The sequence below is a fragment of the Streptomyces sp. NPDC053431 genome (genome assembly GCF_044544925.1).
Lineage (GTDB): Bacteria > Actinomycetota > Actinomycetes > Streptomycetales > Streptomycetaceae > Streptomyces.
On the sequence record NZ_JBITXX010000001.1, the window covers coordinates 915,861 to 940,071 of the forward strand.

Below are 24,211 nucleotides of genomic sequence, written 5' to 3' on the forward strand. Positions count from 1 at the left end.
CGACGCTGCTTCCGGACGCCCCGGACGCCCCGGACGCCCCGGGCGCCCGTCCGGCTCGCGACGCCGCGAGCCCTGCCCTCCGGGCGGACACGGCCCGGGCGGCCCGGCCCGGGAGTGTCCGGAAAGGAGCGCCGGGCGGACCTTCCGGCCGCGCGCTAGCTCGCCGGCAGGTAGTCGGTCAGCGCGCAGCCGTCGACGAGGAGCTTCTCGCTGCGGTAGCCGTCGGGCACCTTGAAGCCCTTCTCGCAGGTGAAGAGCAGCACGTCCGACTTCAGCAGGGCCCGTGAGGTGGACTCGTCGCCCGCGACGAGCGCGAAGTCCTGGCCCAGCAGGAAGCGGGTGCCGTGGCCCGCCGCCGCGGCCTTCTTGGCGGTCTGCTGGAACTTCTCCATGTCCGAGACGGACAGCAGCGTGACGGTGTCGCGGGCGTCGTCGCCGCACGTCCCGCGCTCCTTGATCGCCCAGGCCGGGTCCTTCGCCTCGGTGCCCATGGTGCCGACGTCGCCCGTGCCGGTGCGCAGGTCGCTGCACATGGTGTGCGAGGCGACCAGCTTCTCGATCGCCGCCATGTCGCCGGCCGCGGGCAATCCGGCGTCCTCTCCCCAGGAGCTGCTGCACCCGGTCAGGACGACCAGGGAGGTGAGGGCCGCGCCCAGGGCGGCGGCGGTGCGCTGGAGCCGCATGACTGCCTTTCGTGTCGTGTGTGCCGTGTGTGGTCGTCTGCACGGAATTGACCATTCCGGCCCCGACGCGCGCGAACGCCCCCGGCCGGCCCGTGAGACGGGCCCGCCAGGGGCGTTCCGAAGAGCCGTCAGGCCCGGTAGATCGCCTCGATCTCGTCGGCGAAGTCCTTCGCCACGACGTTGCGCTTCAGCTTCAGGGACGGGGTGATGTGCCCCGCCTCCTCCGTGAACTGCGCCGACAGGATACGGAACTTCCGCACCGACTCCGCCTTCGAGACCGCCGCGTTGCCGTCGTCGATGGCGCGCTGGACCTCCGCGACCAGGTCCGCGTCCTCGCGCAGGGAGGCGGCCGTCGAGCCGGCCGGCTTGCCGTGCTCCGCCGCCCAGCGGCCCAGGAACTCCTCGTCGAGGGTGACGAGCGCGCCCACGAACGGGCGTCCGTCGCCGACCACCATGCACTCGGCGACCAGCGCGTGGGCCCGGATCCGGTCCTCGATGACCGCCGGGGCGACGTTCTTGCCGCCCGCCGTCACCAGGATCTCCTTCTTGCGGCCCGTGATCGCGAGGTAGCCGTCCTCGTCCAGGGTGCCGATGTCACCGGTGTGGAACCAGCCGTCCGCCAGCGCCTCGGCCGTCGCGGCCTCGTTGTTCCAGTAGCCGGAGAAGATGTGCTCGCCGTGCAGCAGCACCTCGCCGTCGTCGGCGATCCGCACCACCGAGCCCGGCAGCGGCTGGCCGACCGTGCCGATCTTCTGCCGGTCCCACGGGTTGAACGCGGTCGCCGCGCACGACTCCGTCAGGCCGTAGCCCTCCAGGACCGTGAAGCCGATGCCGCGGAAGAAGTGCCCGAGCCGCTCGCCCAGCGGCGCGCCGCCGGAGATCGCGTACTCGCCGCGCCCGCCGAGCACCGCCCGCAGCTTGCTGAACACCAGCTTGTCGAAGACCTTGTGCTTCAGCTTCAGGCCGAAGGACGGGCCCTGCGGGGTGCTCAGCGCGCGGCTGTACGCGATGGCCGTGTGCGCGGCCCTGTCGAAGATCTTGCCCTTGCCGTCGGCCTGCGCCTTGGCCCGGGCCGAGTTGTAGACCTTCTCGAAGACCCGCGGCACGCCGAGGATCAGCGTCGGCCGGAAGGAGGCGAGTTCGTCGGTGAGGTTCTTGATGTCGGGCACGCAGCCCAGCTTGATCGGCGCCATCACGGAGGCGACCTCGACCAGCCGGCCGAAGACGTGCGCCGCCGGCAGGAACAGCAGCACCGAGCACTCGCCGGTACGGAACAGCGGCTTCAGGCGCTCGACCACGTTGCCGCACTCGGCGAAGAAGGCGCGGTGGGTCAGCACGCAGCCCTTGGGGCGGCCGGTGGTGCCCGAGGTGTAGACGATCGTCGCCGGGTCGTCCGCGTGGGCGATCGACATCCGGCGGTCGAGCTCCTCGTCGGAGATCTCCGCGCCCTCGGCGGTCAGCCGGGCCACGGCGTCCGCGTCGATCTGCCGCACGCCCTTGAGGGCGGGCAGGTTCGCCCGCACCGACTCCACCGAGGCCTCGTGAGCCGGGGTCTCGACGAGCGCGAGGGAGGCGCCCGAGTCGCCGAGGATCCACTGGATCTGCTCCGGCGAGCTGGTCTCGTACACCGGCACGGTCACCGCGCCCGCGCTCCAGATCGCGAAGTCGAGCAGCACCCACTCGTAGCGGGTACGGGACAGCAGCGCGACCCGGTCGCCCGGCTCCACGCCGGCCGCGACGAGGCCCTTCGCCGCCCCCCGGACCTCGGCGAGGAACTGCTTGGCGGTGACGTCCGCCCAGGCCCCGGCCACCTTGCGCCCCATCACGGCGACATCTGGGTGCTGGGAGGCGTTGCGGCGGATGAGATCCGTCAGGTTGCCGTCCGTGGGGACCTCGTACAGGGCCGGAAGGCTGAACTCGCGCAAGACTGCTGCTCCTCATCGGGCGCCGGCGCCACGACTCTGTGTGACGCGCCGGTGCGGTCCATGATCGGGCAGGGTGCTCTGTGTGGGGGTGAGCACGACTGTGGACTGCCCGGACGTTACCCATCAGTACGCGGTTCCCGATAGGGGGTGCAGGTCAGATGTTCCGTGCGTCACACACGGCTGGTCCTGCTCGCCGCACAGTAATCCACCGCTTTCCCGACTCCCAAGTAACCGCAGGTCGTACCCCCTAGGCTGAGCTCATGCGGATCAACGTGGTGAGCGACGTGCACGGCAACACGGGAGCCCTCGCCAAGGCCGGGGAGGGCGCCGACGCCCTCATATGCCTCGGCGACCTGGTGCTCTTCCTCGACTACGCCGACCACAGCCGCGGCATCTTCCCCGACCTCTTCGGCGTCGAGAACGCCGACCTGATCGTCGAGCTGCGCACCGCCCGCCGCTTCGAGGAGGCCCGTGACCTGGGCCGCCGCCTGTGGGGCGACCTCGGCATCGACCGCGCGTCGGCCATCGAGTCGGCCGTCCGCCGGCAGTACGCCGAGATGTTCGCCGCCTTCCCCACCCCGACCTATGCCACCTACGGCAACGTCGACATCCCCGGCCTGTGGCCCGAGTACGCCCGGCCCGGCACCACCGTCCTCGACGGCGACCGGATCGAGCTCGACGGCCTCGTCTTCGGCTTCGTGGGCGGCGGCCTGCGCACCCCGATGCGGACCCCGTACGAGATCTCCGACGAGGAGTACGCCGCCAAGGTCGAGGCGCTCGGCGAGGTCGACGTGCTCTGCTCCCACATCCCGCCGGACGTCCCCGAGCTCACGTACGACACCGTCGCCCGCCGCTTCGAACGCGGCAGCCGCGCCCTGCTCGACGCCATCCGCCGCGTACGGCCCCGGTACGCGCTCTTCGGCCACGTCCACCAGCCGCTGGCCCGCCGGATGCGGGTCGGCGCGACCGAGTGCGTCAACGTCGGCCACTTCGCCGCGACCGGGCGGCCGTGGACCCTGGAGTGGTGACGGGCCCGTGACGACGGCGCGATAGCCTGCACGCAGACACGGATCGCGTCCATACGAGGAGCCCCCGCGATGGCGGAACACACCAGCTCGAGCATCACCATCGAGGCGGCCCCGGCCGAGGTCATGAGCGTCATCGCCGACTTCGCCCGCTACCCCGAGTGGACGGGTGAGGTGAAGGAGGCCGAGGTCCTGGAGACCGACGCGGCCGGGCGCGCGGAGAAGGTCCGGCTGCTTCTCGACGCGGGCGCGATCAAGGACGACCACACCCTCGCCTACACCTGGACCGGCGACGACGAGGTCTCCTGGACCCTGGTGAAGTCCCAGATGCTGCGCGCCCTCGACGGCTCCTACCGCCTCGCGCCCGCGGCGGGCGGCTCGCGGACCGAGGTGACCTACCAGCTCACGGTCGACGTCAAGATCCCCATGCTCGGCATGATCAAGCGCAAGGCGGAGAAGGTCATCATCGACCGCGCCCTGGCAGGCCTGAAGAAGCGCGTCGAATCCCCGAAGTAACCCCCCGGCCCCGCGCCCTCCGCCGCGGGTCCCGGCAGGGTTGCGCCCGCCCAGCTCGGGCCGCGACGCCCGTTGTGGGCTGCGCCCGGCGCCGCGCGCCTGCGCCCCGCCCGGCGCCGCGGGCCTGCGCCCCGCCCGGCGCCGCGGGCCTGCGCCCCGCCCGGCGCCGCGGGCCTGCGCCCCGCCCGGCGCCGCGGGCCTGCGCCCCGCTCGGGCCTGCGCCCGCCCCACTCGGCCTGCGCCCGCCCGTTGCGGGGCTGCGCCCGGCGGTCCTCGTTGTGGGCAGTCGTTCCTCCCCCAGACTTCGTCCGGGGGGACCCCCAGGGCGGAACGGGTGGGCACAACGGAACGCAGCGCCTTGCCGCTTTGACGCCCGCCGAGACGGTGCGGCGCCGTAAGGGGTGGGCGTAGGTGCAGGGAGCGGGGCGCGCCGCCAAGCGCGGTCCCGTGTGCCCACCCGTCCCGCCCCAGCGGGACGACTGCCCACACGGAGGCGGCGAGCGTGGTCGGGTGCCAAGCGCGGGCGGAACGCCCACACGGCGTGGGCGGGCGGTGGGCCACACAGAGGCGGGCGAGCGCCGGGTCCGCGCGGGGGGGCGGGCGTGAGGGCCGCGCCCTGTGGGCGGAGCCCGCACGGAGGCGGGCGGGTGGGTCCGCAGGGAGGTGCCGGTACCGTCGGGGGATGCGGATCATTCTTGTGACCGGGACCGGCGGGGCCGGACGAAGCGCCGTGGCCGCCGGAACCGCGCTCGCCGCGGCCCAGGCCGGCCGTCGCGTCCTGCTCGTCCCGGAGGACGCCGGCGAACTGGACGGCCCGACGGTCGCCCCGCCCGACCCCGCCGCGGACTTCCGCCGCGAGTTCCTCGCCCTGCAGGCCCGCTCCGGAGTCGCCTTCGACCTGCTCGGGGCCGCGCCCTTCGAGGAGGCCGAGCTCACCGAGCTGCCCGGCAGCGGCCACTTCGCCCTGCTGCGGGCCCTGCGCGACGCCGCCGCCGGCGCCTGGGACCTCGTCGTCGTCGAGCTGCCCCCCGTCCGCGAGGCGCTCGCGCTGCTCGCCCTGCCCGAGCAGCTCCGCCGCTACCTGCGCCGCCTCCTGCCGCCCGAGCGCCAGGCTGCCCGCGCGCTGCGCCCGATGCTCGCCCAGCTCGCCGGCGTACCCCTGCCCGCGCAGTGGCTGTACGAGACCGCCGCCCGCTGGGAGGCCGAGCTGGCCGCCGTCCAGGAAGTGATCGACGCACCGGGCACCAGCGTGCGGCTCGTCGTCGAACCGGGCCCCGCCGCCGCGGAGGCGCTGCGCACCGCCCGGCTCGGGCTGGCCCTGCAGGGCCTCGCCCTCGACACCGTCGTCGCCAACCGCGTCCTGCCCGCCGACTCGTCCGACCCCTGGTTCGCCGGCCTCGCCGCCGAACAGCGCCGCCACCTCGCCGCGCTCCGCGAGGCCCACCCCGAGCTGCACGAGCTGCCGCACCTGGGCCGCGCCCCGCGCGGGCCCGAGGACCTGGTCCTGCTCGCCGTACCGGAGCCGGCCGCGCCCCCCGCCGCGCCCGCCTGGACCGTCGAGGACCGCCGCGCCGAGGACGGCATCCTCGTGTGGCACGTCCCGCTGCCCGGCGCCGTCAAGGACGGGCTCTCCCTCGTCCGCCGCGGGGACGAACTCCTCCTCTCCGTCGGCCCGTTCCGCCGCGCCGTCCCGCTGCCCGCCGTCCTGCGCCGCTGCACCGTCACCGGCGCCGGCCTCATCGACGGCGACCTGCGCATCCGCTTCACCCCGGACCCCGGACTCTGGCCGAGGAGTACTCCCTGACCCGCGCGCGAGGCGTGTACCGTCGACCGTAGAAGCATGGAGGAGTACGCCATGAGCGATTCGGACGCCTGGGCCAAGGCCTGCGCAGAGGACCTGGAGGCCGAGAAGGCCCGCCGCCGCGCGCACCGCGGAGAGGAGCCCGGCACCCCGGCCGAGGAGTTCCGCAAGCTGTTCGAGGCCGTCGCCGACAAGCTCGGCGGCACGTTCGGCGGCTCGCTCGCCGGTGGCCAGGCGGCCGCCACCGTCCAGCAGGTCGTCAACCAGGCGAAGGCGCTCGTCGAGCCCGTCATCGAGCGCAATCCGCAGGTCTTCGACCACCTCGCCGCCGCCGGCAACGAGCTCCTCGCCGCCTACCGCTCCGCCGTCCAGGGGCAGGAGGCCCGCTGGACCCGCGGCGACAGCCGGCAGGCCACCGGCGCGGACGCCGACGAGGCGGGCACCGGGGAGCACAAGGACCACCAGCACACCGAGGGCGAGGGACGGGACGACCGCCCGGACGACGGGCCCGCGACCGGGCAGCACATCGACCTGGACTGATCAGGAGGGGCGCCCTCCTCGGGTACGGTGGGCCCTAGCGGGGCTCGACCGAAAACTGAGGGACACATGGGACTCACCATCGGCGTCGACATCGGCGGCACCAAGATCGCGGCCGGCGTGGTCGACGAGGAGGGCAACATCCTCGACACGCACACCGTGCCCACCCCGCCGACCCCCGAGGGCATCGTCGACGCCATCTGCGCCGCGGTCTCCGAGGCCGGCAAGGGGTACCAGATCGAGGCCGTCGGCATCGGAGCCGCGGGCTACGTCGACGACAAGCGCGCCACCGTCCTCTTCGCGCCGAACATCGACTGGCGGCACGAGCCGCTGAAGGACAAGGTCGAGCAGCGGGTCGGCCTCCCGGTCGTCGTCGAGAACGACGCCAACGCGGCCGCCTGGGGCGAGTACCGCTTCGGCGCCGGCCAGGGCCACGAGGACGTCATCTGCATCACGCTCGGCACCGGCCTCGGCGGCGGCATCATCATCGGCAACAAGCTGCGCCGCGGCCGCTTCGGCGTGGCCGCCGAGTTCGGCCACATCCGGGTCGTCCCGGACGGCCTGCTCTGCGGCTGCGGCAGCCAGGGCTGCTGGGAGCAGTACGCCTCCGGCCGCGCCCTCGTCCGGTACGCCAAGCAGCGCGCCGCCGCCACCCCCGAGAACGCGAAGACGCTCCTCGCGCTCGGCGACGGCACCCCCGAGGGCATCCAGGGCAAGCACGTCAGCGAGGCCGCCCGGGCCGGCGACCCGGTCGCCAGGGACTCCTTCCGCGAGCTCGCCCGCTGGGCCGGCGCGGGCCTCGCGGACCTGGCGTCGCTCTTCGACCCGTCGGCCTTCATCGTCGGCGGCGGCGTCTCCGACGAGGGCGAGCTGGTCCTCGAGCCGATCCGCAAGTCCTTCCGGCGCTGGCTGATCGGCGGCCAGTGGCGCCCGCACGCCCAGGTGCTCGCCGCGCAGCTCGGCAACAAGGCCGGACTGGTCGGCGCGGCCGACCTCGCCCGTCAGGGCTGAGCGGACGCTCTCGGAGCGACGGTGCCCGTCGTGCCCTCTGGGGCGCGGCGGGCACCGCGCCTATCGTGGGCCTCATGGCGATCAGTGCGAACAGTACGATCGGCGAGTTGCCCGACTCCCGTACCGAGCCCGACGGTTCGGCCGTCGTCCGGATCCTCTCCTACAACGTGCGCTCGATGCGCGACGACGAGGACGCCCTCGCCCGGGTGATCCGGGCCTGCGCCCCGGACCTCGTCCTCGTCCAGGAGGCGCCGCGCTTCTTCCGCTGGCGCAAGCACGCGGCCCGGCTCGCCGCCAAGAGCGAGCTCGTCGTCCTGGGCGGTGGGGCCACCGCCGCCGGTCCGCTGCTGATGTGCTCGCTGCGGGCCACCGTGGAACGGACCGAGGACGTCCTCCTGCCGCTCGTCCCGGGCCGGCACCGGCGCGGCCTGGCCACCGCCGTCGTCCGCCTCGGCGGCGCGCGGATCGGCCTGGTCAGCTGCCACCTGAGCCTCTACGAGGAGGAGCGCCACCACCAGGCGGGCCTGCTCCTCGACCGGGTGGCGGCCCTCGGCACAACGCACACGATCGTGGCCGGCGACCTGAACGAGCGCCCCGGCGGCCGGAGCTGGACCCGTCTGACGAAGGAGCTCCAGGACGGCTGGGCGACCGCTCCCTGGGGCACGGAGTACACCTGGCCCGCCACCGCGCCGGACCGCCGTATCGACGCGATCCTGGCCACGCCGGACGTCGAGTTCCTCTCCTGCGGCGTCCCGACGGACCTGGACCCCACCGACCTCGGAACGGCGACGGACCACCTGCCCGTACTGGCGGTGGTCCGTGTGCCGGCGGACGCGGCGGCGACTCCTGCGGCGGCCGCCGGTCCGGCGGCTGCCGGGTAGCTTCCGGTCGGAGGGTGCCTTCGGATCCCCGGATCCCTCCCATCAAAGGTGCCTTCGGATCCCCGGATCCGTCCGATCGGAGGGGCCCACCAGATTCCCCCGGATCCGAGGGAATCACCGGATCCCCCGCATCCACGGGACCCCCGGAGCACCACGGGACCCACGGGGTCCCCCGATCTACACCACCGCGCCCCGGCCCGGGTCGTCGAAGCCGTCGTCGTCCTCGTCGTCGTGCTTCATCCGGGCCACCAGGGTGATGAAGCCGCCCAGGAAGCCGCCCACGCACAGCGTGGTCAGCCACCAGGTCATGTCCCACTGGAGCAGCACCGCGAGCAGCATCAGGACCGGTCCGCCGACCACCGCGAGCCAGGCGAACCTGGTCGTGGTGTCGGCCTCCGGCAGCGGCGGGGGCTCCGGCGGCACGAAGTGGCCCTCGTCGGCGTCCCTGGCGGGCTCGTCCGGCTCGGACAGCGAGTAGTCGCGCGGGCCCCCGCCCAGGCCCACGCCCGGGGCGAAGACAACGGACGAGCCCAGGGCCGGCCTGTCCGGCTCGCCGGGGGCCTCGGGCTTGCGGAACTTGTCCGGCTTCTCCGCGGCGTCCGGGGTGTCCACGGCGTCCGAGGTGCCCCGGGTGCCCGGGGTGTCCACGGCGTCCGGGGTGCCCGGGGCGTCCGGGGCCTCTCGGGTGTCGCGGTCGCGGGTGGCGCGGGCCTCGGGGGCCGGCCCCTCGTCGTCCTCCGGCATGTCGGGGAGCGCCAGGTTCTCCACCGGGCGGAAGGGGCGCGCACCCGGAGGGTCCGCGGGCTCCTCGCCGTACCCGGCGACGATCGCGGCCCAGGCCGCGGCCTCGTCGATGGGCTGCGGCTCGCGCTCCCCGTCCTGCTGTTCAGCCACCGCTCGCGCTTCCCTTCTCGCTGTTCCCGACGTGCTCGCCGACGACCTCCGGAGCGAGCCGGGACACGAACGCCCAGCTCTCCTCGAAAATCCGCTCCGCGTCGTGGTCCAACGTCGCCACGTGGTAGCTCTGTTCCAGCAGGATCTCCTTGACGTCCGTCGACGAGATCCGGCTCAGGATCCGGGCCGAGTCGGCCGGCGGCACCACGTGGTCCTGCGGGCTGTGCAGCAGCACCACCGGCTGGGTGACCTGCGGCAGCTCGGCGTCGACGGTCTGGAAGAAACGCCGCAGCGAGTGGGCGGCGTGCAGCGGAACCCGGTCGTAGCCGAGCTCCGCCACGCCCGGCTTCGCGATGTCGCTGGCGATGCCCTTGGTGGACGGGACGAAGTGGCGGACGACCGGCAGCGCGCGTGCCGCGACCCCGTGCACCTTGTTGCCCGGGTTGACGAGCACGATGCCGCTGACCGCGTCACCGTGCTTCGCCGCGAGCCGCAGGGTCAGCGCGCCGCCCATGGACAGGCCCATGACGAAGACCCGCTCGCAGCGCGCGATGAGCTCGCGCAGCTCGCGGTCGACCTCCGCGTACCAGTCGTGCCACGTGGTGAGCTGCATGTCCTGCCAGCGGGTGCCGTGTCCGGGCAGCAGGGGCAGCGACACCGTCAGTCCGCGCTCGGCCAGGTACTCGGCCCAGGGGCGCATCGACTGCGGGGAACCGGTGAATCCGTGACAGATGAGGACGCCGACCTCGCCGCCCTCGTGGCGGTACGGCTCGGCTCCAGGGAGGACCGGCACGGGGTCTCCTGTTCGGGTTCGACTCCGGACCGCGCTCTCGCGGGCGACCCGAAGCGGCTTCGGTAGGGGAAGGCTTTCACCGTACGCGACCGGACCGACACCGACCAGGGCCGTTCGCACCAAGGAAAGCCGAAGCCGCGCTCCCCACGGCGGTCCGGCCGGTCCCGCACGGGATAAGGTCGTCGTGACGGCACGCGCACAGGTGTGGCGGCACACGGAAGGCTTGACGAGTTGATCTACGGCGCAATGAAGTTCTCCCTCGGAGGGTCCCTGAAGCTCGCCTTCAGGCCCTGGGTGGAGGGCCTCGAGAACGTCCCCGCCGAGGGGCCGGCGATCCTCGCGAGCAACCACCTCTCCTTCTCGGACTCCTTCTTCCTGCCGGCGGTCCTCGACCGCAAGGTCACCTTCATCGCGAAGGCGGAGTACTTCACCACCCCCGGCGTCAAGGGCAAGCTGACGGCCGCCTTCTTCAAGGGCGTCGGCCAGCTCCCGGTCGACCGCTCCGGCGCCCGCGGCGCGGGCGAGGCGGCGATCAAGGCCGGCATCGAGGTCATCGAGAGCGGCGGCCTGTTCGGCATCTACCCCGAGGGCACCCGCTCGCCCGACGGGCGGCTCTACCGCGGCAAGCCCGGCGGTCTGGCGCGCGTGGCGCTGGCCACCGGCGCGCCGGTGATCCCGGTCGCCATGATCGACACCGAGAAGATCCAGCCGCCCGGCAAGATCGTGCCCAAGCTGATGCGCCCGGGCATCCGGATCGGCAAGCCGCTCGACTTCAGCCGCTACCAGGGCATGGAGGGCGACCGCTTCATCCTGCGCTCGGTGACCGACGAGGTCATGTACGAGATCATGAAGCTGTCCGGCCAGGAGTACGTCGACATCTACGCGACGGCCGCGAAGCGTCAGATCGCGGATGCCGAGAAGGCCGCCAAGGAAGCCGTCAAGGCCGAGATCGCGGCACGGGAAGAGTCCGGCGCCTGACCCCTGAGGGGGCGCCCGGGGGTGGGGGAGATGGCCAGGCGCGAACGTGTCGTGCGCATGTCGGTCGAGCAGCCGCTGTGGCGCGCCCTGACCGCGTACCGCGTCCTCACGATGGTGTACGCGGTGCTGATCGGCGTCTTCGGGCGGCACAACTACGAGCGCCCGTGGGTCGAGGTCGCCTTCCTCTCCGTGATGTGCGTGTGGACCCTCGCCACCCTTCCCAACGTGGCGAACGCCCGCAGCTGCACCCGGCGTTTCCTCGTCGCCGACCTCACCGTCGCCCTCACCGGCATCCTGCTCACCCCGGTCGCCGACCTGGACGCCCGGTCGGTGGACGGCCCCACCCTGCCGACCATATGGACCGCCGGCGCCGTCCTCGCGTACGCGATCAAGGGCGGCTGGCGCTGGGCCGGCTTCGCGTCCTCCCTGGTCGCCGTCGCCAACATCATCGAACGCGGCGAACCCAGCCGGGACACCCTGCACAACGTGCTGCTGGTCTGGGTCGCCTCCATCGCCATCGGCTACGTCGTCGAGGTCGCCCGGGCCTCCGAGCGCACCCTCGCCCGGGCCCTGGAGATCGAGGCCGCCACCCGTGAACGGGAGCGGCTCGCCCGCGACATCCACGACAGCGTGCTCCAGGTCCTCGCCATGGTGCAGCGGCGCGGCAACGCCCTCGGCGGCGAGGCCGCCGAGCTCGGCCGGATGGCCGGCGAGCAGGAGGTCGCCCTGCGCACCCTGGTCGCCGGCGGCCTGACCCGTACCTCGTACGTCTCCGAGGACGAGTCCGAGGGCGCGGTCGTCCGGATTGTGGAGGAGCCCGACGAGGACACCGCCGCCGGCGACGGCGACGTCGACCTGCGCACCCTCCTCGCCCCGCGCGCCGGGTCGCGGGTCACCCTCTCCGACCCCGGCACCCCGGTCGTCCTGCCGGTCCGCGCCGCCCGCGAACTGGCCGCCGCCGTCGGCGCCGCCCTGGACAACGTGCGGGTGCACGCGGGGGAGCGGGCCCAGGCGTGGATCCTGGTCGAGGACTGGGGCGACGAGGTGATCGTGACGGTCCGGGACGACGGCCCCGGCATCCCCGAGGGCCGGCTCGACCAGGCCGAGGGCGAGGGCCGGATGGGCGTCGCCCTGTCCATCCGGGGCAGACTGCGGGACCTCGGCGGCAGCGCCGAACTGATCTCGGTCCCGGGACAGGGCACCGAAGTGGAACTGAAGGTCCCGCGCGCACCGCGGGAACGGCGGGGGAAGGCAGGAGCAGCGAAGTGAGCGAGCAGCGGACGGACCAGCAGCCGATCAAGGTCATGGTCGTCGACGACCACCCGATGTGGCGGGACGCGGTCGCCCGTGACCTGGCCGAGGCGGGCCTCGCCGTGGTCGCCACGGCCGGGGACGGCGAGCAGGCCGTGCGCCGCGCGGCCGCCGCCGGCCCCGACGTGCTCGTCCTCGACCTCAACCTGCCCCTCAAGCCGGGCGTCCAGGTCTGCAAGGAGCTCGTCGGCGCCAACCCGGCGCTGCGGGTGCTGGTGCTCTCGGCCAGCGGCGAGCACGCGGACGTCCTGGAGGCCGTGAAGTCCGGCGCCACCGGCTATCTGCTGAAGTCGGCCAGCACCGAGGAGCTCATCGACGCGGTGCGCCGCACCGCCGTCGGCGACCCCGTCTTCACCCCCGGCCTGGCCGGTCTGGTGCTCGGCGAGTACCGGCGGCTCGCCTCCGAGCCCGGCCCGGCGCCCGGCGCCGACGAGCCGAAGGCGCCCCAGCTCACCGACCGCGAGACCGAGGTGCTGCGCCTGGTCGCCAAGGGACTGAGCTACAAGCAGATCGCCGAACGGCTGGTCATCTCGCACCGCACCGTGCAGAACCACGTGCAGAACACCCTCGGCAAGCTCCAGCTGCACAACCGCGTCGAGCTCGTCCGCTACGCCATCGAGCGCGGTCTCGACGACGCCTGATCCCCCTTACGGGGGTGCTCGATTCACTCTCTTCGCCGTGTCAGGGTGACCCACGTCACCACTAGCGTGGGCCGCATTCCCCCCACGTACGGCGAAGGAGTGCCCATGCGCGTCGGTGTGCTGACCGGCGGAGGAGACTGTCCCGGACTCAACGCGGTGATCCGCGCCGTGGTCCGCAAGGGCGTCCAGGAGTACGGCTGGAGCTTCACCGGCTTCCGCGACGGCTGGCGCGGGGTCGTCGACGGCGACACCGCCCCGCTCGACGTCCGGGCCGTCCGCGGCCTCCTGCCGCGCGGCGGCACCGTGCTCGGCTCCTCCCGCACCGATCCGTTCGCGGTCCCCGTCGGCGTCCGCCGGATCCGCGAGCACCTGGCCAAGCACCGGGTCGACGCGCTGATCGCCATCGGCGGCCGCAACACCCTGGGGACCGCCGCCCGGCTGCACGCCGAGCACGGACTGCCGGTCGTGGGCGTCCCCAAGACCATCGACAACGACCTCGCCGCCACCGACTGGACCTTCGGCTTCGACACCGCCGTCGGCATCGCCACCGAGGCCATCGACCGCCTCCACACCACCGCCGACTCGCACCGGCGGGTCCTCGTCGTCGAGGTGATGGGCCGGCACACCGGCTGGATCGCGCTGCACGCCGGACTGGCCGGCGGCGCCAACATCATCCTCGTCCCCGAGCAGCGCTTCGACCTGGACCAGGTCTGCGCCTGGGTCGCCTCCCGCTTCCGGGCCACCTACGCCCCCATCCTGGTCGTCGCCGAGGGCGCCCGGCCCCGCGACGGGGGACCGGCCGAGGGGCCCGCGGGCTCGGTGGGTGCCTGGCTGGCCGCGGCGATCGAGCGCCGCACCGGCAAGGAGGCCCGCACCACCGTCCTCGGGCACGTCCAGCGGGGCGGCAGCCCCAGCGCCTTCGACCGCTGGCTGGCCACCCGCTTCGGGCTGCACGCCGTGGACGCGGTACGGGACGGGGCCCTCGGCACGATGGTCGCGCTCCGCGGTACGGAGGTGGTCCGCGCACCGCTGTCCGCCGCGACCGCCCGCCTCAAGACGGTCGACCCGGGCTTGTACGCGGAAGCCGGGGTGTTCTTCGGATGAGCGTTATATTCACCTCGTCAGCGGAGGAATGGGACACACCCCGGAGGGGCTCGTGGAGATCCTGGCATTCGGCGTACAGGCGGACGAGAAGCCGCTGATCGAGAAGGCCTTCGCGGGACACCACGAGGTGCGCTGCGTGGACGTCTTCCTCAACCAGGACACCGCGCCCATCGCCACCGGCCACGAGATCGTGTCCACCAGCGTCAACGCCGACCTGAACGAGCGGGTGCTGCGGGCCCTCGCGTCCGGCGGCACCCGGATGATCGCCCAGCGCTCCACCGGCTTCAACAACATCGACCTCGAGGTGGCCGAGCGGCTCGGCCTCACCGTCGCCCGCGTCTCGTCCTACTCGCCGTACTCCGTCGCCGAGTTCGCCTGGACGCTGGCCATGGCCGTCAACCGGCGGATCGTCCGCGCCTCCAACCGGACCCGCGACTTCGACTTCCGGCTCGACGGACTCATGGGGCGCGACTTCCGCGGCCGCACCGTCGGTGTCCTCGGCACCGGCAGGATCGGCGAGGCGTTCACCCGGATCGCCCACGGCTTCGGCATGGGTCTGTTGGGGTGGGACATCGCCGAGAACCCCGCCTGCCGTGCGCTCGGCATGAAGTACGTCGACAAGGAACGGCTCTTCGCCGAGGCCGACCTCATCAGCCTGCACGTGCCGCTGCTCCCCGCCACGCACCACCTCGTCGACGCCGCCGCCCTGCGCGCCATGAAGGACGACGCCATCCTGGTGAACTCCAGCCGCGGCGGCCTCGTCGACACCGAGGCCCTGGTCGGCGAACTGCGCGCCGGCCGCTTCACCGGCGTCGGGCTGGACGTGTACGAGGCGGAGGCCGGGCTCTTCTACGTCGACAAGTCCCTGGCGGGCGTCGAGGACGACACCCTGGCCCGCCTGGTGACCTTCCCCAACGTCGTGGTCACCTCCCACCAGGCGTACTACACCACCGACGCGGTCGGCCAGATCATCGACACCACGGTCCGGAACGTCCTCGACTACACCGCCGGGCGGCGCGGCGAGAACGTCCTGGTCCCGCGGTCCTGACCCTCAGACCAGCACGCCCGCCAGCAGCGAGGCGGTGACCGCCGCCCCGTCCGTCGTGAGCACCGACTCCGGGTGGAACTGCACCCCGGCGAAGCCCGGGCCGCGCAGCGCGTGCACCTCGTCCGTCGCCGCGTCCCGGCTCACCTCGATCCGGTGCAGGGCCAGTTCGGTCGCCGTCCGGTCGTCGCAGCGCGCGGTGAAGCTGTTGTAGAAGCCGACCGTCCGCTCCTGTCCGAACAGGTCGATCCGCACCTGCGCGCCCTGGAACGGGGTCCGCTTGCGAACGAGCTCCAGGCCCAGCTCGGCCGCGATCAGCTCGTGACCGAGGCACACCCCGAGCAGGCCGTGCCGGTGCTCGCGCAGCAGCTCGGACGTCAGGTCGCGCAGGAAGCGCATCTTCGGATCGGCCGCGTCCTGCGGGTCGCCGGGTCCGGGGCCGAGCACCACCGGGCCCTCGTGCGCGAGCGCCAGCTCCCGCAGGCCCGGCTCGTCGTAGCGCAGGACCGAGACCTCCAGGCCCGAGGAGCGCAGCAGGTGCGCGAGCATCGCGGTGAAGGTGTCCTCCGCGTCGACCACCAGCGCGTGCCCGGACAGCTCCGCGGACCGGGCCTGCATCTTCAGCCAGAACGGCGCCAGGTCCGCCCGCCGGGCGTCGAGCGCCGCCCGTACCCGGGGGTCGTCGGCGAGGCGCGGCGGCACCGGGGCCGACGCCTGGACCGGCCGGCCCTCCCGTACGCCCAGCGCGGTCAGCACGCCCGCCGCCTTGGCATGGGTCTCGGCGACCTCGCCCGCAGGGTCGGAGTGCCGGACCAGGGTGGCGCCGACCGGCACCCGCAGCGTCCCGTCCGCCGCGATGTCGGCGGTCCGGATGAGGATGGGGGAGTCCAGGGTCTGCGCCCCGCTCTCGTCGGTGCCGAGCAGCGCGAGCGCGCCCGCGTAGTAGCCGCGGCCGCCGACCTCGTGCCGCTCGATGACCCGGCAGGCGTTCTGCAGCGGGGACCCGGTGACGGTCGCCGCGAACATCGTCTCGCGCAGCACCTCGCGCACGTCGAGCGAGGACCGGCCGCGCAGCTCGTACTCCGTGTGGGCGAGATGCGCCATCTCCTTCAGGCGCGGACCGATCACCACCCCGCCCTGGTCGCCGACCGTGCACATCATCTTGAGCTCCTCGTCGACCACCATCGACAGCTCCTCGGTCTCCTTGCGGTCGGCCAGGAACGCGAGCAGGTCCTCCGGGGTCGGTGCGGCACCGGCCGGGTAGCGGTAGGTGCCGCTGATCGGGTTCATCACGACCGTCCCTCCGGTCATGCGCACGTGCACCTCGGGGCTGGCGCCGACCAGCGTGCGGTCGCCGGTGTGCACCACGAAGGTCCAGTAGGCGCCCCGCTCGCCCGCGAGCAGCCGCCGGAACAGGGCCAGCGCGTCGGCCCGGCCGAAGCCCGGGATCCCACCCGTGTAGGTGCGCCGGACGACGAAGTTGGCGCCCTCGCCGCCGCCGATCTCCTCGTCGATCACGCGCCGCACGATCCGCGCGTACTCCTCGTCGGAGACGTCGAAGCCACCGCCCTCGACCCGCACGTCGTGGACCGGCAGCAGGTCGAGGGCCTCGGCGAGCGGCAGCTCGTACGCCTCCTCGGCGACCAGGACGGAGAGCGGGGTGCCGTCGTCGCGGACGTCGAAGCCGCGCTCGCGGATCTGCCGGAACGGCACCAGCGCCAGCGTCGGCCGCGGGCCGACCGGCAGCTCGGCCAGCCGCTCGGCCTCGTGCACCGGGCCGATCAGGACCTCGACGGTGTCGTGGTCCCGGCCAGGGGTGCGCCGGCGCAGCAGGGCGAACGGCGGGGCGGAGTCGTCGAGGAGACGGGAGAGGTCCATGGGGCGTCGTTCCTTCCGGGGATCGTGGAGATCGGGGAGAGGAACGGCCTCGCGGGTACGAGAAAGGCCGCCCCTCGGGCGGCCTTCGCGTGTGTCGGTGTACGCGCAGTCAGTGGGCCGCCGGATGAGCGGTCCACCACCAGTTCTGGGTCGAAGGACGGGTGCGCGTGAACATGGGGGCACTGTAGCGCGCCTCCGGTCCGCCGCGCGCCCTCGTCCACGGTGTGGACCAGGGGGCGGCGGTCACCTCCACCGGTCGTCCGCCCGTACCGGAGCGGCGCCGCTCACCGTGGTGACCTCGTCCGCCCGCACCCAGGCCAGCCGGTGGTTGTAGCGGATCGGGAGGTACGTGACGGTGCCGACGACGTTCTCCTGCGCGGAGCCGAACCAGTCGTCGCCCCTCACCGGGGCCCCGGCCGTCGCGTACGCCTGGCCCGCCGGGAGGGCGTACCGGGTCAGGTGGTCGGGGTCGTCCGTCGGGGCCGTCAGGTCCGCCGCCTGGTAGGCGGCGGTCTCCGGGAAGGCGCGTCCGTAGAGCCGGACGGTGACCCCGGCCCTGGCCTTCACCACGGTCGGGGAGCCGGACACCGGCACGGTGTACCGGCCGCCGGGATTGTGGAACCAGACCTTCCGGCCGGCGTACCAGATCGCCGTCCAGTCGGTACGGGCCTCCGCGACCACGTAGGCGCCGCCCGCGCGGACCTTGTTCGCCCAGTTCGAGCCCTCGGACCACAGGGCCGAGAAGTACGGGTCGGCCGGCGTCGACGCGCTCGTCGACGGCTGGGTGCGGAGGTAGCCGAAGTTGGCGGGGCGCGGCGCGACGGGCGTGCCGCCCTGGTACGTGAGCGTGGGCCGGTTGGCCGTGGTGAACGGCGGCACCACACGCACCACCTGCCCGGCCCTCGGCAGGCCGCCGGCGGCGCCCGCCGGCGCGCCCAGCAGGGACATGAAGTGGTTCCAGTCCCAGAACGGACCCGGGTCCCAGTGCGTCCTGCCGATCGAGCCGTCGAGCTGCACCGGCACCTCGTCGTGGCCGATGACGTGCTCGCGGTCGAGCGGAATGCCGTACACGTCGGCCAGATACGCCACGAGCGCCGCGGTCGACTCGTACTGCGGCTCGGTGTACCAGCTGCTCTCGCGGATCGCGTAGCCCTCGTGCTCCACGCCGATGGCGTGCATGTTGAGCGACCAGTTGCCGGCGTGCCAGGCCAGGTTCCTGTTCTGCACCATCTGGGTGACGAGACCGTCCGAGGCGCGTACCAGGTAGTGGGCGCTGGCCTTGACCGCCGGGTCGGTCAGGGCGGCGAGGGAGCCCGCGTAGCCGCCCTCGGTGTCGTGGATGACGATCTGCCGGATGGCCATGCCCTGGGCCGGCCGGTCGGCGACGGTGTAGTTCCGCTCGCCGTCGGGGCCGGTCCGGGACGGGACGACGTCACAGTTCAGCGTCGCCGGGCAGGCGGGGGTCGGGGCCTGCGCGGTGCTCGCGGGGGTCGCGAGCGGCACCCGGGCCGGCTTCGCCGGCCGCACCGACGGGTCGGCCGGCAGCACGACCAGCTCGCCGTCCGGCGTCCGCTGCCGCTCCCCGGTCCTGATCGACTCGAAGACCCGCCGGGCGAACAGCTCGGCGCCCTTCCGGTCCGGCGACTGGCTGTACCGCGCCACGGCCGGGTACCAGGCGCCCGGGTCGTCCGGCAGGGCGCCGGTGGCCTCGCGCTGGTAGGCGGCGAGCAGCGCCGCGCCCGCCCGGACGCTCTGCACCGGGTCGCGCATCAGCTCCCCGGGCGAGCTGCCGGTCAGCTCGGCCGCCCGGTCGAGGGTGTGCAGGCGGGGGTCGTCGGTGTCGACCGTCTCCCGCGACAGGATCCGCAGCACGCGGGCCGGCCGGAAGGTCCGCTCGATCTCCGGCCGCCCGCTCTCGTTGAGATGGGCGAGCCGCTCGGCGTCGTCCGGCCGCTCGACGTCCTCCGGGTCGACCTTGGTCAGCCCCATGACGCCGTACGCGCCGGTCGTGCTCGGCTCGCCGTCGTGCCCGTTCCACCGGGTCTGCCGGTAGGAGACGGCCATCAGCACGCTGCGCGGCACGCCGAACTCGCGCGCCGCGTCGGCGAACGCCGCCCCGAGCGGGCCACGGGCGGCGTGGTCGCCGTTCGTGCCTCTGCCGTTCCTGCCGTCCGCACCGCCGAACGTGCCCGGGGACGCCACCGCGAGGGTGCCGATCGCGGCGGTGGCGACGAGCGCCGCCACCGAGCCCAGGAGCAGTCGCTTCTTCGTGCGGTCCTTGCGGTGTCCGTGACGCACACCCACCTCTGAGTTTCTGTCGTCCGCGGTCGATCGACCGCGCGAAGGGCCGGATCGTGACGGGAAGGGTTAACGTGCGGCTCCCCGGAAGGTGTCGCGCGCGTGGCCGTCCGGGGGGCAGGCGAGACCTCTCGTCTCAGCCAATGGGCACAGGGACGAGACGGGGCGAAGACCCCGTACTGTGGTGCACGTGACCGTGAACGCTGATAACCACGCCGTCGCCAAGGCGACCTGGCGAGACCTGCCCGCGGCGCAGCAGCCCGAGTACCCCGATGCCGAGGCTCTGCGCGATGTGATCGCGGACCTCGAGTCGTATCCTCCGCTCGTCTTCGCCGGCGAGTGCGACCAGCTGCGCGCCCGGATGGGAGCCGTCGCCCGTGGCGAGGCGTTCCTCCTTCAGGGTGGCGACTGCGCCGAGGCCTTCGACGCCGTGTCCGCCGACCACATCCGGGCCAAGCTGAAGACCCTGCTCCAGATGAGCGCCGTCCTCACCTACGCGGCCTCCGTGCCCGTCGTGAAGGTCGGCCGCATCGCCGGGCAGTACTCCAAGCCCCGCTCGAAGGGGACCGAGACCCGTGACGGCGTGACGCTGCCGACCTACCGCGGCGACTCCGTCAACGGCTTCGACTTCAACGAGAAGGCCCGCGTCCCGGACCCCGAGCGCCTGAAGCGGATGTACCACGCCTCCGCGTCGACGCTGAACCTGGTCCGTGCCTTCACCACCGGTGGCTACGCCGACCTGCGCCAGGTGCACGCCTGGAACCAGGACTTCGTGAAGTCCTCCCCGTCGGGCCAGCGCTACGAGCAGCTCGCCCGGGAGATCGACAACGCGCTGAACTTCATGAAGGCCTGTGGCACCGACCCGGCCGAGTTCAAGGCGGTGGAGTTCTACGCCTCGCACGAGGCGCTGCTGCTCGACTACGAGGGCGCCCTGACCCGGACGGACTCGCGGACCGGCAAGCTGTACGACACCTCCGGCCACATGGTCTGGATCGGTGAGCGCACCCGTCAGCTGGACCACGCGCACATCGAGTTCTGCTCGCAGATCGCCAACCCGATCGGCATCAAGCTCGGCCCGACCACCACGGTCGACGAGGCGCTGACGTACATCGACCGTCTGGACCCCGAGCGCGAGCCGGGCCGGCTGACCTTCATCGTCCGCATGGGCGCCGACAAGGTCCGCGACAAGCTCCCCGAGCTGGTCGAGAAGGTCACCGCCTCGGGCGCGACGGTCGCCTGGGTGACCGACCCGATGCACGGCAACACCTTCGAGGCCGCCTCCGGCCACAAGACCCGCCGCTTCGACGACGTCCTCGACGAGGTCAAGGGCTTCTTCGAGGTCCACAAGGCGCTGGGCACCCACCCCGGCGGCATCCACGTCGAGCTCACCGGTGACGACGTCACCGAGTGCGTGGGCGGCGGCGACGAGATCTTCGTCGACGACCTGCACCAGCGCTACGAGACGGCCTGCGACCCGCGGCTCAACCGCAGCCAGTCGCTGGACCTGGCGTTCCTGGTCGCGGAGATGTACCGCGATCAGTAAGTAGGTTGCTACGACGACGGGGCGCGGATCCATGTGATCCGCGCCCCATCGTCGTAGGAAGGGCTTTTGCGCCATCCACCCGCCGGGTAAGGTTAGGTTAGCCTTATCGATCTAGGCGGGAGGTGAACCGCGTGTACGTCTGCTCATGCTTCGCAGTCACGGAGAAGCAGGTCAAGGAGCATGCGGAGGCCGGCGCCTGCACGCCCCGCCAGATCGCCTCGGCCTGCAAGGCGGGCACCGACTGCGGTTCGTGTGTACGGCGCATTCAGGCCATCCTCGGGCGCGGCAACTGCCCCCGACGTGAGCTCGTGGACCAGGGCATGCCGGCCCTGACGGCGGGGGTCGGCGAACTCGCCGAGGTCACCGAGCTCGCCGAGCTCGCCGAGGCGCCCGGGCTGCGGGAAGCCGCTTAGCCCGTCCGGGTGCCGCCGGCTCCGACCCGGATCAGCTCGGCTGCTCGATCAGCGTCGAGCAGTACAGCGCCTCACCCAGCTGCTCGATCAGCTCCAGCTGCGTGTCCAGGTAGTCGATGTGGTGCTCCTCGTCCGCCAGGATCTCCTCGAAGAGATTGGCCGAGGTGATGTCGCCCTTGGCCCGCATGACCTCGATCCCGCGCTTCAGCCGGTCGATCGCCTCCACCTCGACCTGGCGGTCGGCCTCGAACATCTCCTTGACCGTCTGGCCCACGCGGACATGGAAGAGGCGCTGGTAGTTGGGGAGGCCGTCCAGCATGAGGATGCGCTCGGTCAGCTTGTCCGCGTGCTTCATCTCGTCGATGGACTCTTCGCGGGTGTACTTGGCGAGCTTCGTCCAGCCCTTGTTGTCCTGGATGCGGTAGTGCAGCCAGTACTGGTTGATCGCCGTCAGCTCGCCGGTCAGCTGCTCGTTGAGGAACTCGAGGACCTCGGGGTCGCCCTGCATCGCTTCAGGATCCTTCCACGCATGTCGGTGCCGCCACTGGGCAGGATGGCCGCATCCTTGCAGCGCTCCCGGGCGGCGTCCAGTAAGTACAGGCTTACTGTGGGTTGCCTCGATTGTGGGAATATCGGCAGGTTGTCGAGGCATGGCTGGTCATGACCACCCCTCGCGGTCTGTCACCATGGATGACATGGGTCAGCCGGAGGGCGGAGCACGCCGGGAAGAAGCAGCGGCGGTGTCGGATCTTCCGCCGGGCCAGCGCCTCCAGCGCGGCTGGCCGGTGACCCACTACGGTCCCGTCCCGCGTTTCAAGCCGGACCGCTGGGAGTTCCGGGTCTTCGGGGCGACCGCCGACGGCGACAAGCGCTGCTGGAACCACGAGGAGTTCTCGGCGCTGCCCTTCGCGACCGTCGTGGCCGATCTGCACTGCGTCACGAAGTTCAGCATGCTCGGGGCCGAATGGGGCGGCGTGCCCGCCCGGACGCTCCTGGAGCTCGCCCCGCCCGCCCCGGGGGTCACGCACGTCATGGTCTGGGCGGAGTACGGCTACAGCGCCAACATGCGGCTCGCCGACTTCGCGTCCGAGCGCACCATCTTCGCCACCCACAAGGACGGCGAGCTGCTCACCGCCGAGCACGGCTTCCCGCTGCGGCTCGTGGTGCCGCACCTGTACGCGTGGAAGGGCCCCAAGTGGGTCCGGGGCGTGGAGTACATGGCCGCCGACCGGCGTGGCTTCTGGGAGGAGCGCGGGTACCACAACATCGGTGACCCGTGGACGGAGCAGCGCTACTCGTACCAGGAGGAGCCGGGCGACGGCCCTGAGCTCTGACGGACCGGGCGTCCGTCAGGGGCGCCTCAGTGGTGGTACTGGTGGACGACGGCGTGGCCCTTGCCGCGCCCGATCATCCACTTGTTGACCGGCGTGGTCAGGACGAAGGCGACGGCGAGCGAGATCGCCAGGACGATCCAGAACAGCGCCTCCGACAGATGGGCGTCCATGGCGCCCGGCCAGAGGGCGATCACGCCGTTGTCGATGATCTCCATGACCGCGATGGAGAGGGTGTCGGCGGCGAGCGCCACCTTGAAGGCCGTCTTGAAGTCGACGCCGGCCTTCAGGATGCCACGCAGGGTGAGCGCGTAGCCGAAGAAGAAGGCCAGGATGACGGCGAGCACCATCGTCGGCAGGTTCCCCCAGCCGAAGGCGGTGCCGACTATCATCCCCAGCACCTCGCCGATGGCGCAGCCGGTGAGGCAGTGCAGCGTGGCCTGGGCGGCCATGCTCCAGGAGACCTCGCCGTGGCCCTGGTGGTGGCCGTGGTGGTGCTGCCCGTCGTGGCTCCCGTGCGCCTCGTGTTCCTGGTGGCCTTCGTGCGCCGAATGAGTCTCGTGCCCCTGGTGGTGGGTGTGGTGGTCGTGATCCGCGTGCGTCTGGTGGTGCTCGGGGTGACCTTCGTGGGCGGCTTCGTGAGGCTGCTGATGAGCGTGAGCGTCGTGCTGCATGGTTGCCCCCAGGATCAGGTACCGGTTCCGCGTACTCACGGAACCGTATACCCCCCTGGGGTATTCCTCAACGAAGTTTCTTCAGCAGCTCCACGTCCGCCCGGTGCCCCTGCGGCCCGCCCGGGGTCTCGATGATCAAGGGTATGCCGACGGTCGCGGGATGGCTCAATAGATTGCGGAACCCGTCCTGACCGATGTGGCCCGCCCCGATGTTGGCGTGCCGGTCCTTGTGCGCGCCGACGACGTCCTTGGAGTCGTTGGCGTGGATCAGTTTCAGCCGTCCTTCGCCGATCACCGACACCAGCTCGTCCAGTGTGCGGGCCGCGCCGTCCGGGCCCGTCAGGTCGTGGCCCGCCGCGAAGATGTGACAGGTGTCGAGGCAGATCCCCAGCTTGGGGTGGCGCTCGAGCGCGTCGAAGTACGGCCCGAAGTCCTCGGCCCGCGAGCACAGCGAGAAGCCCTGCCCGGCCGTGGACTCGATGAGCAGGTCGGGGTCGTCCTCGTGGGTCAGCTCGTCGAGCAGCGGCAGCAGCCGCTCCCGCACCTGCGCGAGCGCCTCGGCGCGCGGGCGGCCGCCGGTCGCGGAGCCGGTGTGCACGACGACGCCCTGGGCGCCGATCTCCCGGCCGCGGCGCAGCGAATGCCGCAGCGAGTCCACCGACCTCTCGACGGTGGCCTCGGTGTGCGAGCCGAAGTTGATCAGGTACGGGGCGTGCACCCACGCCGACAGGCCCTCGTCCGCACAGCCGGCCCGGAAGAGCTCGTCCTGGGCCGGGTTGCCGGTCGGGGTCGCCCAGCCGCGCGGGTTGGCGACGAAGACCTGCACGGTCTCGGCGCCGAGCTCGCGCGCGTAGCCGAGACCGACGGTGGCGAGACCGCCGGCCACCGGGACATGCCCGCCGACGGGATTGCGCACGGGTTCACGCATG

24 protein-coding genes are annotated in these 24,211 nt (G+C 72.6%); 14 read left to right on the plus strand and 10 right to left on the minus strand.

Features of this window, described 5'->3' with window-relative positions; genetic code table 11:
- Nucleotides 1-155: 155 nt before the first annotated feature.
- Together ACIGXE_RS04035 and ACIGXE_RS04040 are read right to left on the minus strand one after the other, a co-directional pair.
- Entirely contained in the window at nucleotides 156-683 is a 528-nt protein-coding gene (locus ACIGXE_RS04035) for a hypothetical protein (protein WP_399742628.1), read from the minus strand.
- Nucleotides 684-811: 128 nt separating this feature from the next.
- On the minus strand, nucleotides 812-2,608 hold the full coding sequence (locus ACIGXE_RS04040; RefSeq protein ID WP_399742630.1) for an AMP-dependent synthetase/ligase: 1,797 nt from the start codon (nucleotides 2,606-2,608) through the stop codon (nucleotides 812-814).
- 272 nt (nucleotides 2,609-2,880) lie between these two features.
- Here ACIGXE_RS04040 and ACIGXE_RS04045 point away from each other — a divergent pair, with 272 nt between their 5' ends.
- From ACIGXE_RS04045 to ACIGXE_RS04070, 6 genes are all read left to right on the plus strand, one after another.
- A complete protein-coding gene (locus tag ACIGXE_RS04045) occupies nucleotides 2,881-3,636 on the plus strand; it encodes a metallophosphoesterase (RefSeq protein WP_399743744.1) in 756 nt (251 codons plus the stop codon).
- Between the two features lie 69 nt (nucleotides 3,637-3,705).
- Nucleotides 3,706-4,149, plus strand: coding sequence for an SRPBCC family protein (locus tag ACIGXE_RS04050; RefSeq protein ID WP_399742633.1), 444 nt, complete (start codon nucleotides 3,706-3,708; stop codon nucleotides 4,147-4,149).
- Between the two features lie 682 nt (nucleotides 4,150-4,831).
- The gene (locus ACIGXE_RS04055) at nucleotides 4,832-5,953 is read left to right on the plus strand and encodes an ArsA family ATPase (RefSeq protein ID WP_399742636.1); all 1,122 of its coding nucleotides are present in this window, start codon (nucleotides 4,832-4,834) and stop codon (nucleotides 5,951-5,953) included.
- A 51-nt stretch (nucleotides 5,954-6,004) separates the two neighbouring features.
- Entirely contained in the window at nucleotides 6,005-6,490 is a 486-nt protein-coding gene (locus tag ACIGXE_RS04060) for a DUF5304 domain-containing protein (protein ID WP_399742639.1), read from the plus strand.
- 66 nt (nucleotides 6,491-6,556) lie between these two features.
- Nucleotides 6,557-7,498: an ROK family glucokinase gene (locus tag ACIGXE_RS04065; protein WP_399742642.1), complete on the plus strand. Its 942-nt coding sequence runs from the start codon at nucleotides 6,557-6,559 to the stop codon at nucleotides 7,496-7,498.
- A gap of 74 nt (nucleotides 7,499-7,572) precedes the next feature.
- Complete coding sequence (locus tag ACIGXE_RS04070; protein WP_399742644.1) at nucleotides 7,573-8,379, plus strand: endonuclease/exonuclease/phosphatase family protein; 807 nt, start codon at nucleotides 7,573-7,575, stop codon at nucleotides 8,377-8,379.
- Nucleotides 8,380-8,556: 177 nt separating this feature from the next.
- Here ACIGXE_RS04070 and ACIGXE_RS04075 read toward each other — a convergent pair whose 3' ends face one another.
- Nucleotides 8,557-9,273, minus strand: coding sequence for a hypothetical protein (locus ACIGXE_RS04075; protein WP_399742647.1), 717 nt, complete (start codon nucleotides 9,271-9,273; stop codon nucleotides 8,557-8,559).
- On the minus strand, nucleotides 9,266-10,066 hold the full coding sequence (locus ACIGXE_RS04080; protein ID WP_399742649.1) for an alpha/beta hydrolase: 801 nt from the start codon (nucleotides 10,064-10,066) through the stop codon (nucleotides 9,266-9,268). The genes ACIGXE_RS04075 and ACIGXE_RS04080 overlap by 8 nt, the downstream gene beginning before the upstream one ends.
- A gap of 231 nt (nucleotides 10,067-10,297) precedes the next feature.
- Between ACIGXE_RS04080 and ACIGXE_RS04085 the strand changes: the two genes are divergently transcribed.
- From ACIGXE_RS04085 to ACIGXE_RS04105, 5 genes are all read left to right on the plus strand, one after another.
- On the plus strand, nucleotides 10,298-11,044 hold the full coding sequence (locus ACIGXE_RS04085) for a lysophospholipid acyltransferase family protein (protein ID WP_399742651.1): 747 nt from the start codon (nucleotides 10,298-10,300) through the stop codon (nucleotides 11,042-11,044).
- A 30-nt stretch (nucleotides 11,045-11,074) separates the two neighbouring features.
- Nucleotides 11,075-12,313 (plus strand): MacS family sensor histidine kinase, encoded by a 1,239-nt coding sequence (gene macS / locus ACIGXE_RS04090; RefSeq protein WP_399742654.1) that lies wholly within the window; start codon nucleotides 11,075-11,077, stop codon nucleotides 12,311-12,313.
- Between the two features lie 35 nt (nucleotides 12,314-12,348).
- A complete protein-coding gene (locus ACIGXE_RS04095; RefSeq protein ID WP_399743748.1) occupies nucleotides 12,349-12,996 on the plus strand; it encodes a response regulator in 648 nt (215 codons plus the stop codon).
- Between the two features lie 105 nt (nucleotides 12,997-13,101).
- A complete protein-coding gene (locus tag ACIGXE_RS04100) occupies nucleotides 13,102-14,100 on the plus strand; it encodes an ATP-dependent 6-phosphofructokinase (protein WP_399742657.1) in 999 nt (332 codons plus the stop codon).
- Between the two features lie 52 nt (nucleotides 14,101-14,152).
- Nucleotides 14,153-15,148 (plus strand): 2-hydroxyacid dehydrogenase, encoded by a 996-nt coding sequence (locus ACIGXE_RS04105; protein ID WP_399743751.1) that lies wholly within the window; start codon nucleotides 14,153-14,155, stop codon nucleotides 15,146-15,148.
- A gap of 3 nt (nucleotides 15,149-15,151) precedes the next feature.
- Here ACIGXE_RS04105 and ACIGXE_RS04110 read toward each other — a convergent pair whose 3' ends face one another.
- The 3 genes from ACIGXE_RS04110 to ACIGXE_RS04120 form a co-directional block, all read right to left on the minus strand.
- Nucleotides 15,152-17,023: an anthranilate synthase family protein gene (locus ACIGXE_RS04110; protein ID WP_399742660.1), complete on the minus strand. Its 1,872-nt coding sequence runs from the start codon at nucleotides 17,021-17,023 to the stop codon at nucleotides 15,152-15,154.
- 109 nt (nucleotides 17,024-17,132) lie between these two features.
- Nucleotides 17,133-17,198, minus strand: coding sequence for a trp operon leader peptide (locus ACIGXE_RS04115; protein WP_399743754.1), 66 nt, complete (start codon nucleotides 17,196-17,198; stop codon nucleotides 17,133-17,135).
- 68 nt (nucleotides 17,199-17,266) lie between these two features.
- The gene (locus ACIGXE_RS04120) at nucleotides 17,267-19,321 is read right to left on the minus strand and encodes an N-acetylmuramoyl-L-alanine amidase (RefSeq protein WP_399742663.1); all 2,055 of its coding nucleotides are present in this window, start codon (nucleotides 19,319-19,321) and stop codon (nucleotides 17,267-17,269) included.
- A 190-nt stretch (nucleotides 19,322-19,511) separates the two neighbouring features.
- Between ACIGXE_RS04120 and ACIGXE_RS04125 the strand changes: the two genes are divergently transcribed.
- A complete protein-coding gene (locus tag ACIGXE_RS04125; protein WP_399742666.1) occupies nucleotides 19,512-20,864 on the plus strand; it encodes a class II 3-deoxy-7-phosphoheptulonate synthase in 1,353 nt (450 codons plus the stop codon).
- A gap of 122 nt (nucleotides 20,865-20,986) precedes the next feature.
- Nucleotides 20,987-21,277, plus strand: coding sequence for a bacterioferritin-associated ferredoxin (locus ACIGXE_RS04130; protein ID WP_399742669.1), 291 nt, complete (start codon nucleotides 20,987-20,989; stop codon nucleotides 21,275-21,277).
- Nucleotides 21,278-21,308: 31 nt separating this feature from the next.
- On the opposite strand, the gene bfr is transcribed toward ACIGXE_RS04130, so the two are convergent.
- On the minus strand, nucleotides 21,309-21,785 hold the full coding sequence (gene bfr / locus ACIGXE_RS04135; protein WP_309549481.1) for a bacterioferritin: 477 nt from the start codon (nucleotides 21,783-21,785) through the stop codon (nucleotides 21,309-21,311).
- A 187-nt stretch (nucleotides 21,786-21,972) separates the two neighbouring features.
- Between bfr and ACIGXE_RS04140 the strand changes: the two genes are divergently transcribed.
- On the plus strand, nucleotides 21,973-22,611 hold the full coding sequence (locus tag ACIGXE_RS04140) for a sulfite oxidase-like oxidoreductase (protein WP_399742672.1): 639 nt from the start codon (nucleotides 21,973-21,975) through the stop codon (nucleotides 22,609-22,611).
- Nucleotides 22,612-22,637: 26 nt separating this feature from the next.
- On the opposite strand, the gene ACIGXE_RS04145 is transcribed toward ACIGXE_RS04140, so the two are convergent.
- Nucleotides 22,638-23,282: a DUF4396 domain-containing protein gene (locus ACIGXE_RS04145; protein ID WP_399742675.1), complete on the minus strand. Its 645-nt coding sequence runs from the start codon at nucleotides 23,280-23,282 to the stop codon at nucleotides 22,638-22,640.
- Between the two features lie 67 nt (nucleotides 23,283-23,349).
- Entirely contained in the window at nucleotides 23,350-24,210 is an 861-nt protein-coding gene (locus ACIGXE_RS04150; protein ID WP_399742678.1) for a deoxyribonuclease IV, read from the minus strand.
- Nucleotide 24,211 lies beyond the last annotated feature (1 nt).

Bases quoted from the DNA above. Each gene is read 5' to 3' on its own strand.
- ACIGXE_RS04035 (WP_399742628.1), bottom strand. From the start codon at position 683: ATGCGGCTCCAGCGCACCGCCGCCGCCCTGGGCGCGGCCCTCACCTCC.
- ACIGXE_RS04050 (WP_399742633.1), top strand. From the start codon at position 3,706: ATGGCGGAACACACCAGCTCGAGCATCACCATCGAGGCGGCCCCGGCC.
- ACIGXE_RS04055 (WP_399742636.1), top strand. From the start codon at position 4,832: ATGCGGATCATTCTTGTGACCGGGACCGGCGGGGCCGGACGAAGCGCC.
- ACIGXE_RS04060 (WP_399742639.1), top strand. From the start codon at position 6,005: ATGAGCGATTCGGACGCCTGGGCCAAGGCCTGCGCAGAGGACCTGGAG.
- ACIGXE_RS04065 (WP_399742642.1), top strand. From the start codon at position 6,557: ATGGGACTCACCATCGGCGTCGACATCGGCGGCACCAAGATCGCGGCC.
- ACIGXE_RS04070 (WP_399742644.1), top strand. From the start codon at position 7,573: ATGGCGATCAGTGCGAACAGTACGATCGGCGAGTTGCCCGACTCCCGT.
- macS (WP_399742654.1), top strand. From the start codon at position 11,075: ATGGCCAGGCGCGAACGTGTCGTGCGCATGTCGGTCGAGCAGCCGCTG.
- ACIGXE_RS04095 (WP_399743748.1), top strand. From the start codon at position 12,349: ATGGTCGTCGACGACCACCCGATGTGGCGGGACGCGGTCGCCCGTGAC.
- ACIGXE_RS04100 (WP_399742657.1), top strand. From the start codon at position 13,102: ATGCGCGTCGGTGTGCTGACCGGCGGAGGAGACTGTCCCGGACTCAAC.
- ACIGXE_RS04110 (WP_399742660.1), bottom strand. From the start codon at position 17,023: ATGGACCTCTCCCGTCTCCTCGACGACTCCGCCCCGCCGTTCGCCCTG.
- bfr (WP_309549481.1), bottom strand. From the start codon at position 21,785: ATGCAGGGCGACCCCGAGGTCCTCGAGTTCCTCAACGAGCAGCTGACC.
- ACIGXE_RS04140 (WP_399742672.1), top strand. From the start codon at position 21,973: ATGGGTCAGCCGGAGGGCGGAGCACGCCGGGAAGAAGCAGCGGCGGTG.
- ACIGXE_RS04145 (WP_399742675.1), bottom strand. From the start codon at position 23,282: ATGCAGCACGACGCTCACGCTCATCAGCAGCCTCACGAAGCCGCCCAC.
- ACIGXE_RS04150 (WP_399742678.1), bottom strand. From the start codon at position 24,210: ATGCGTGAACCCGTGCGCAATCCCGTCGGCGGGCATGTCCCGGTGGCC.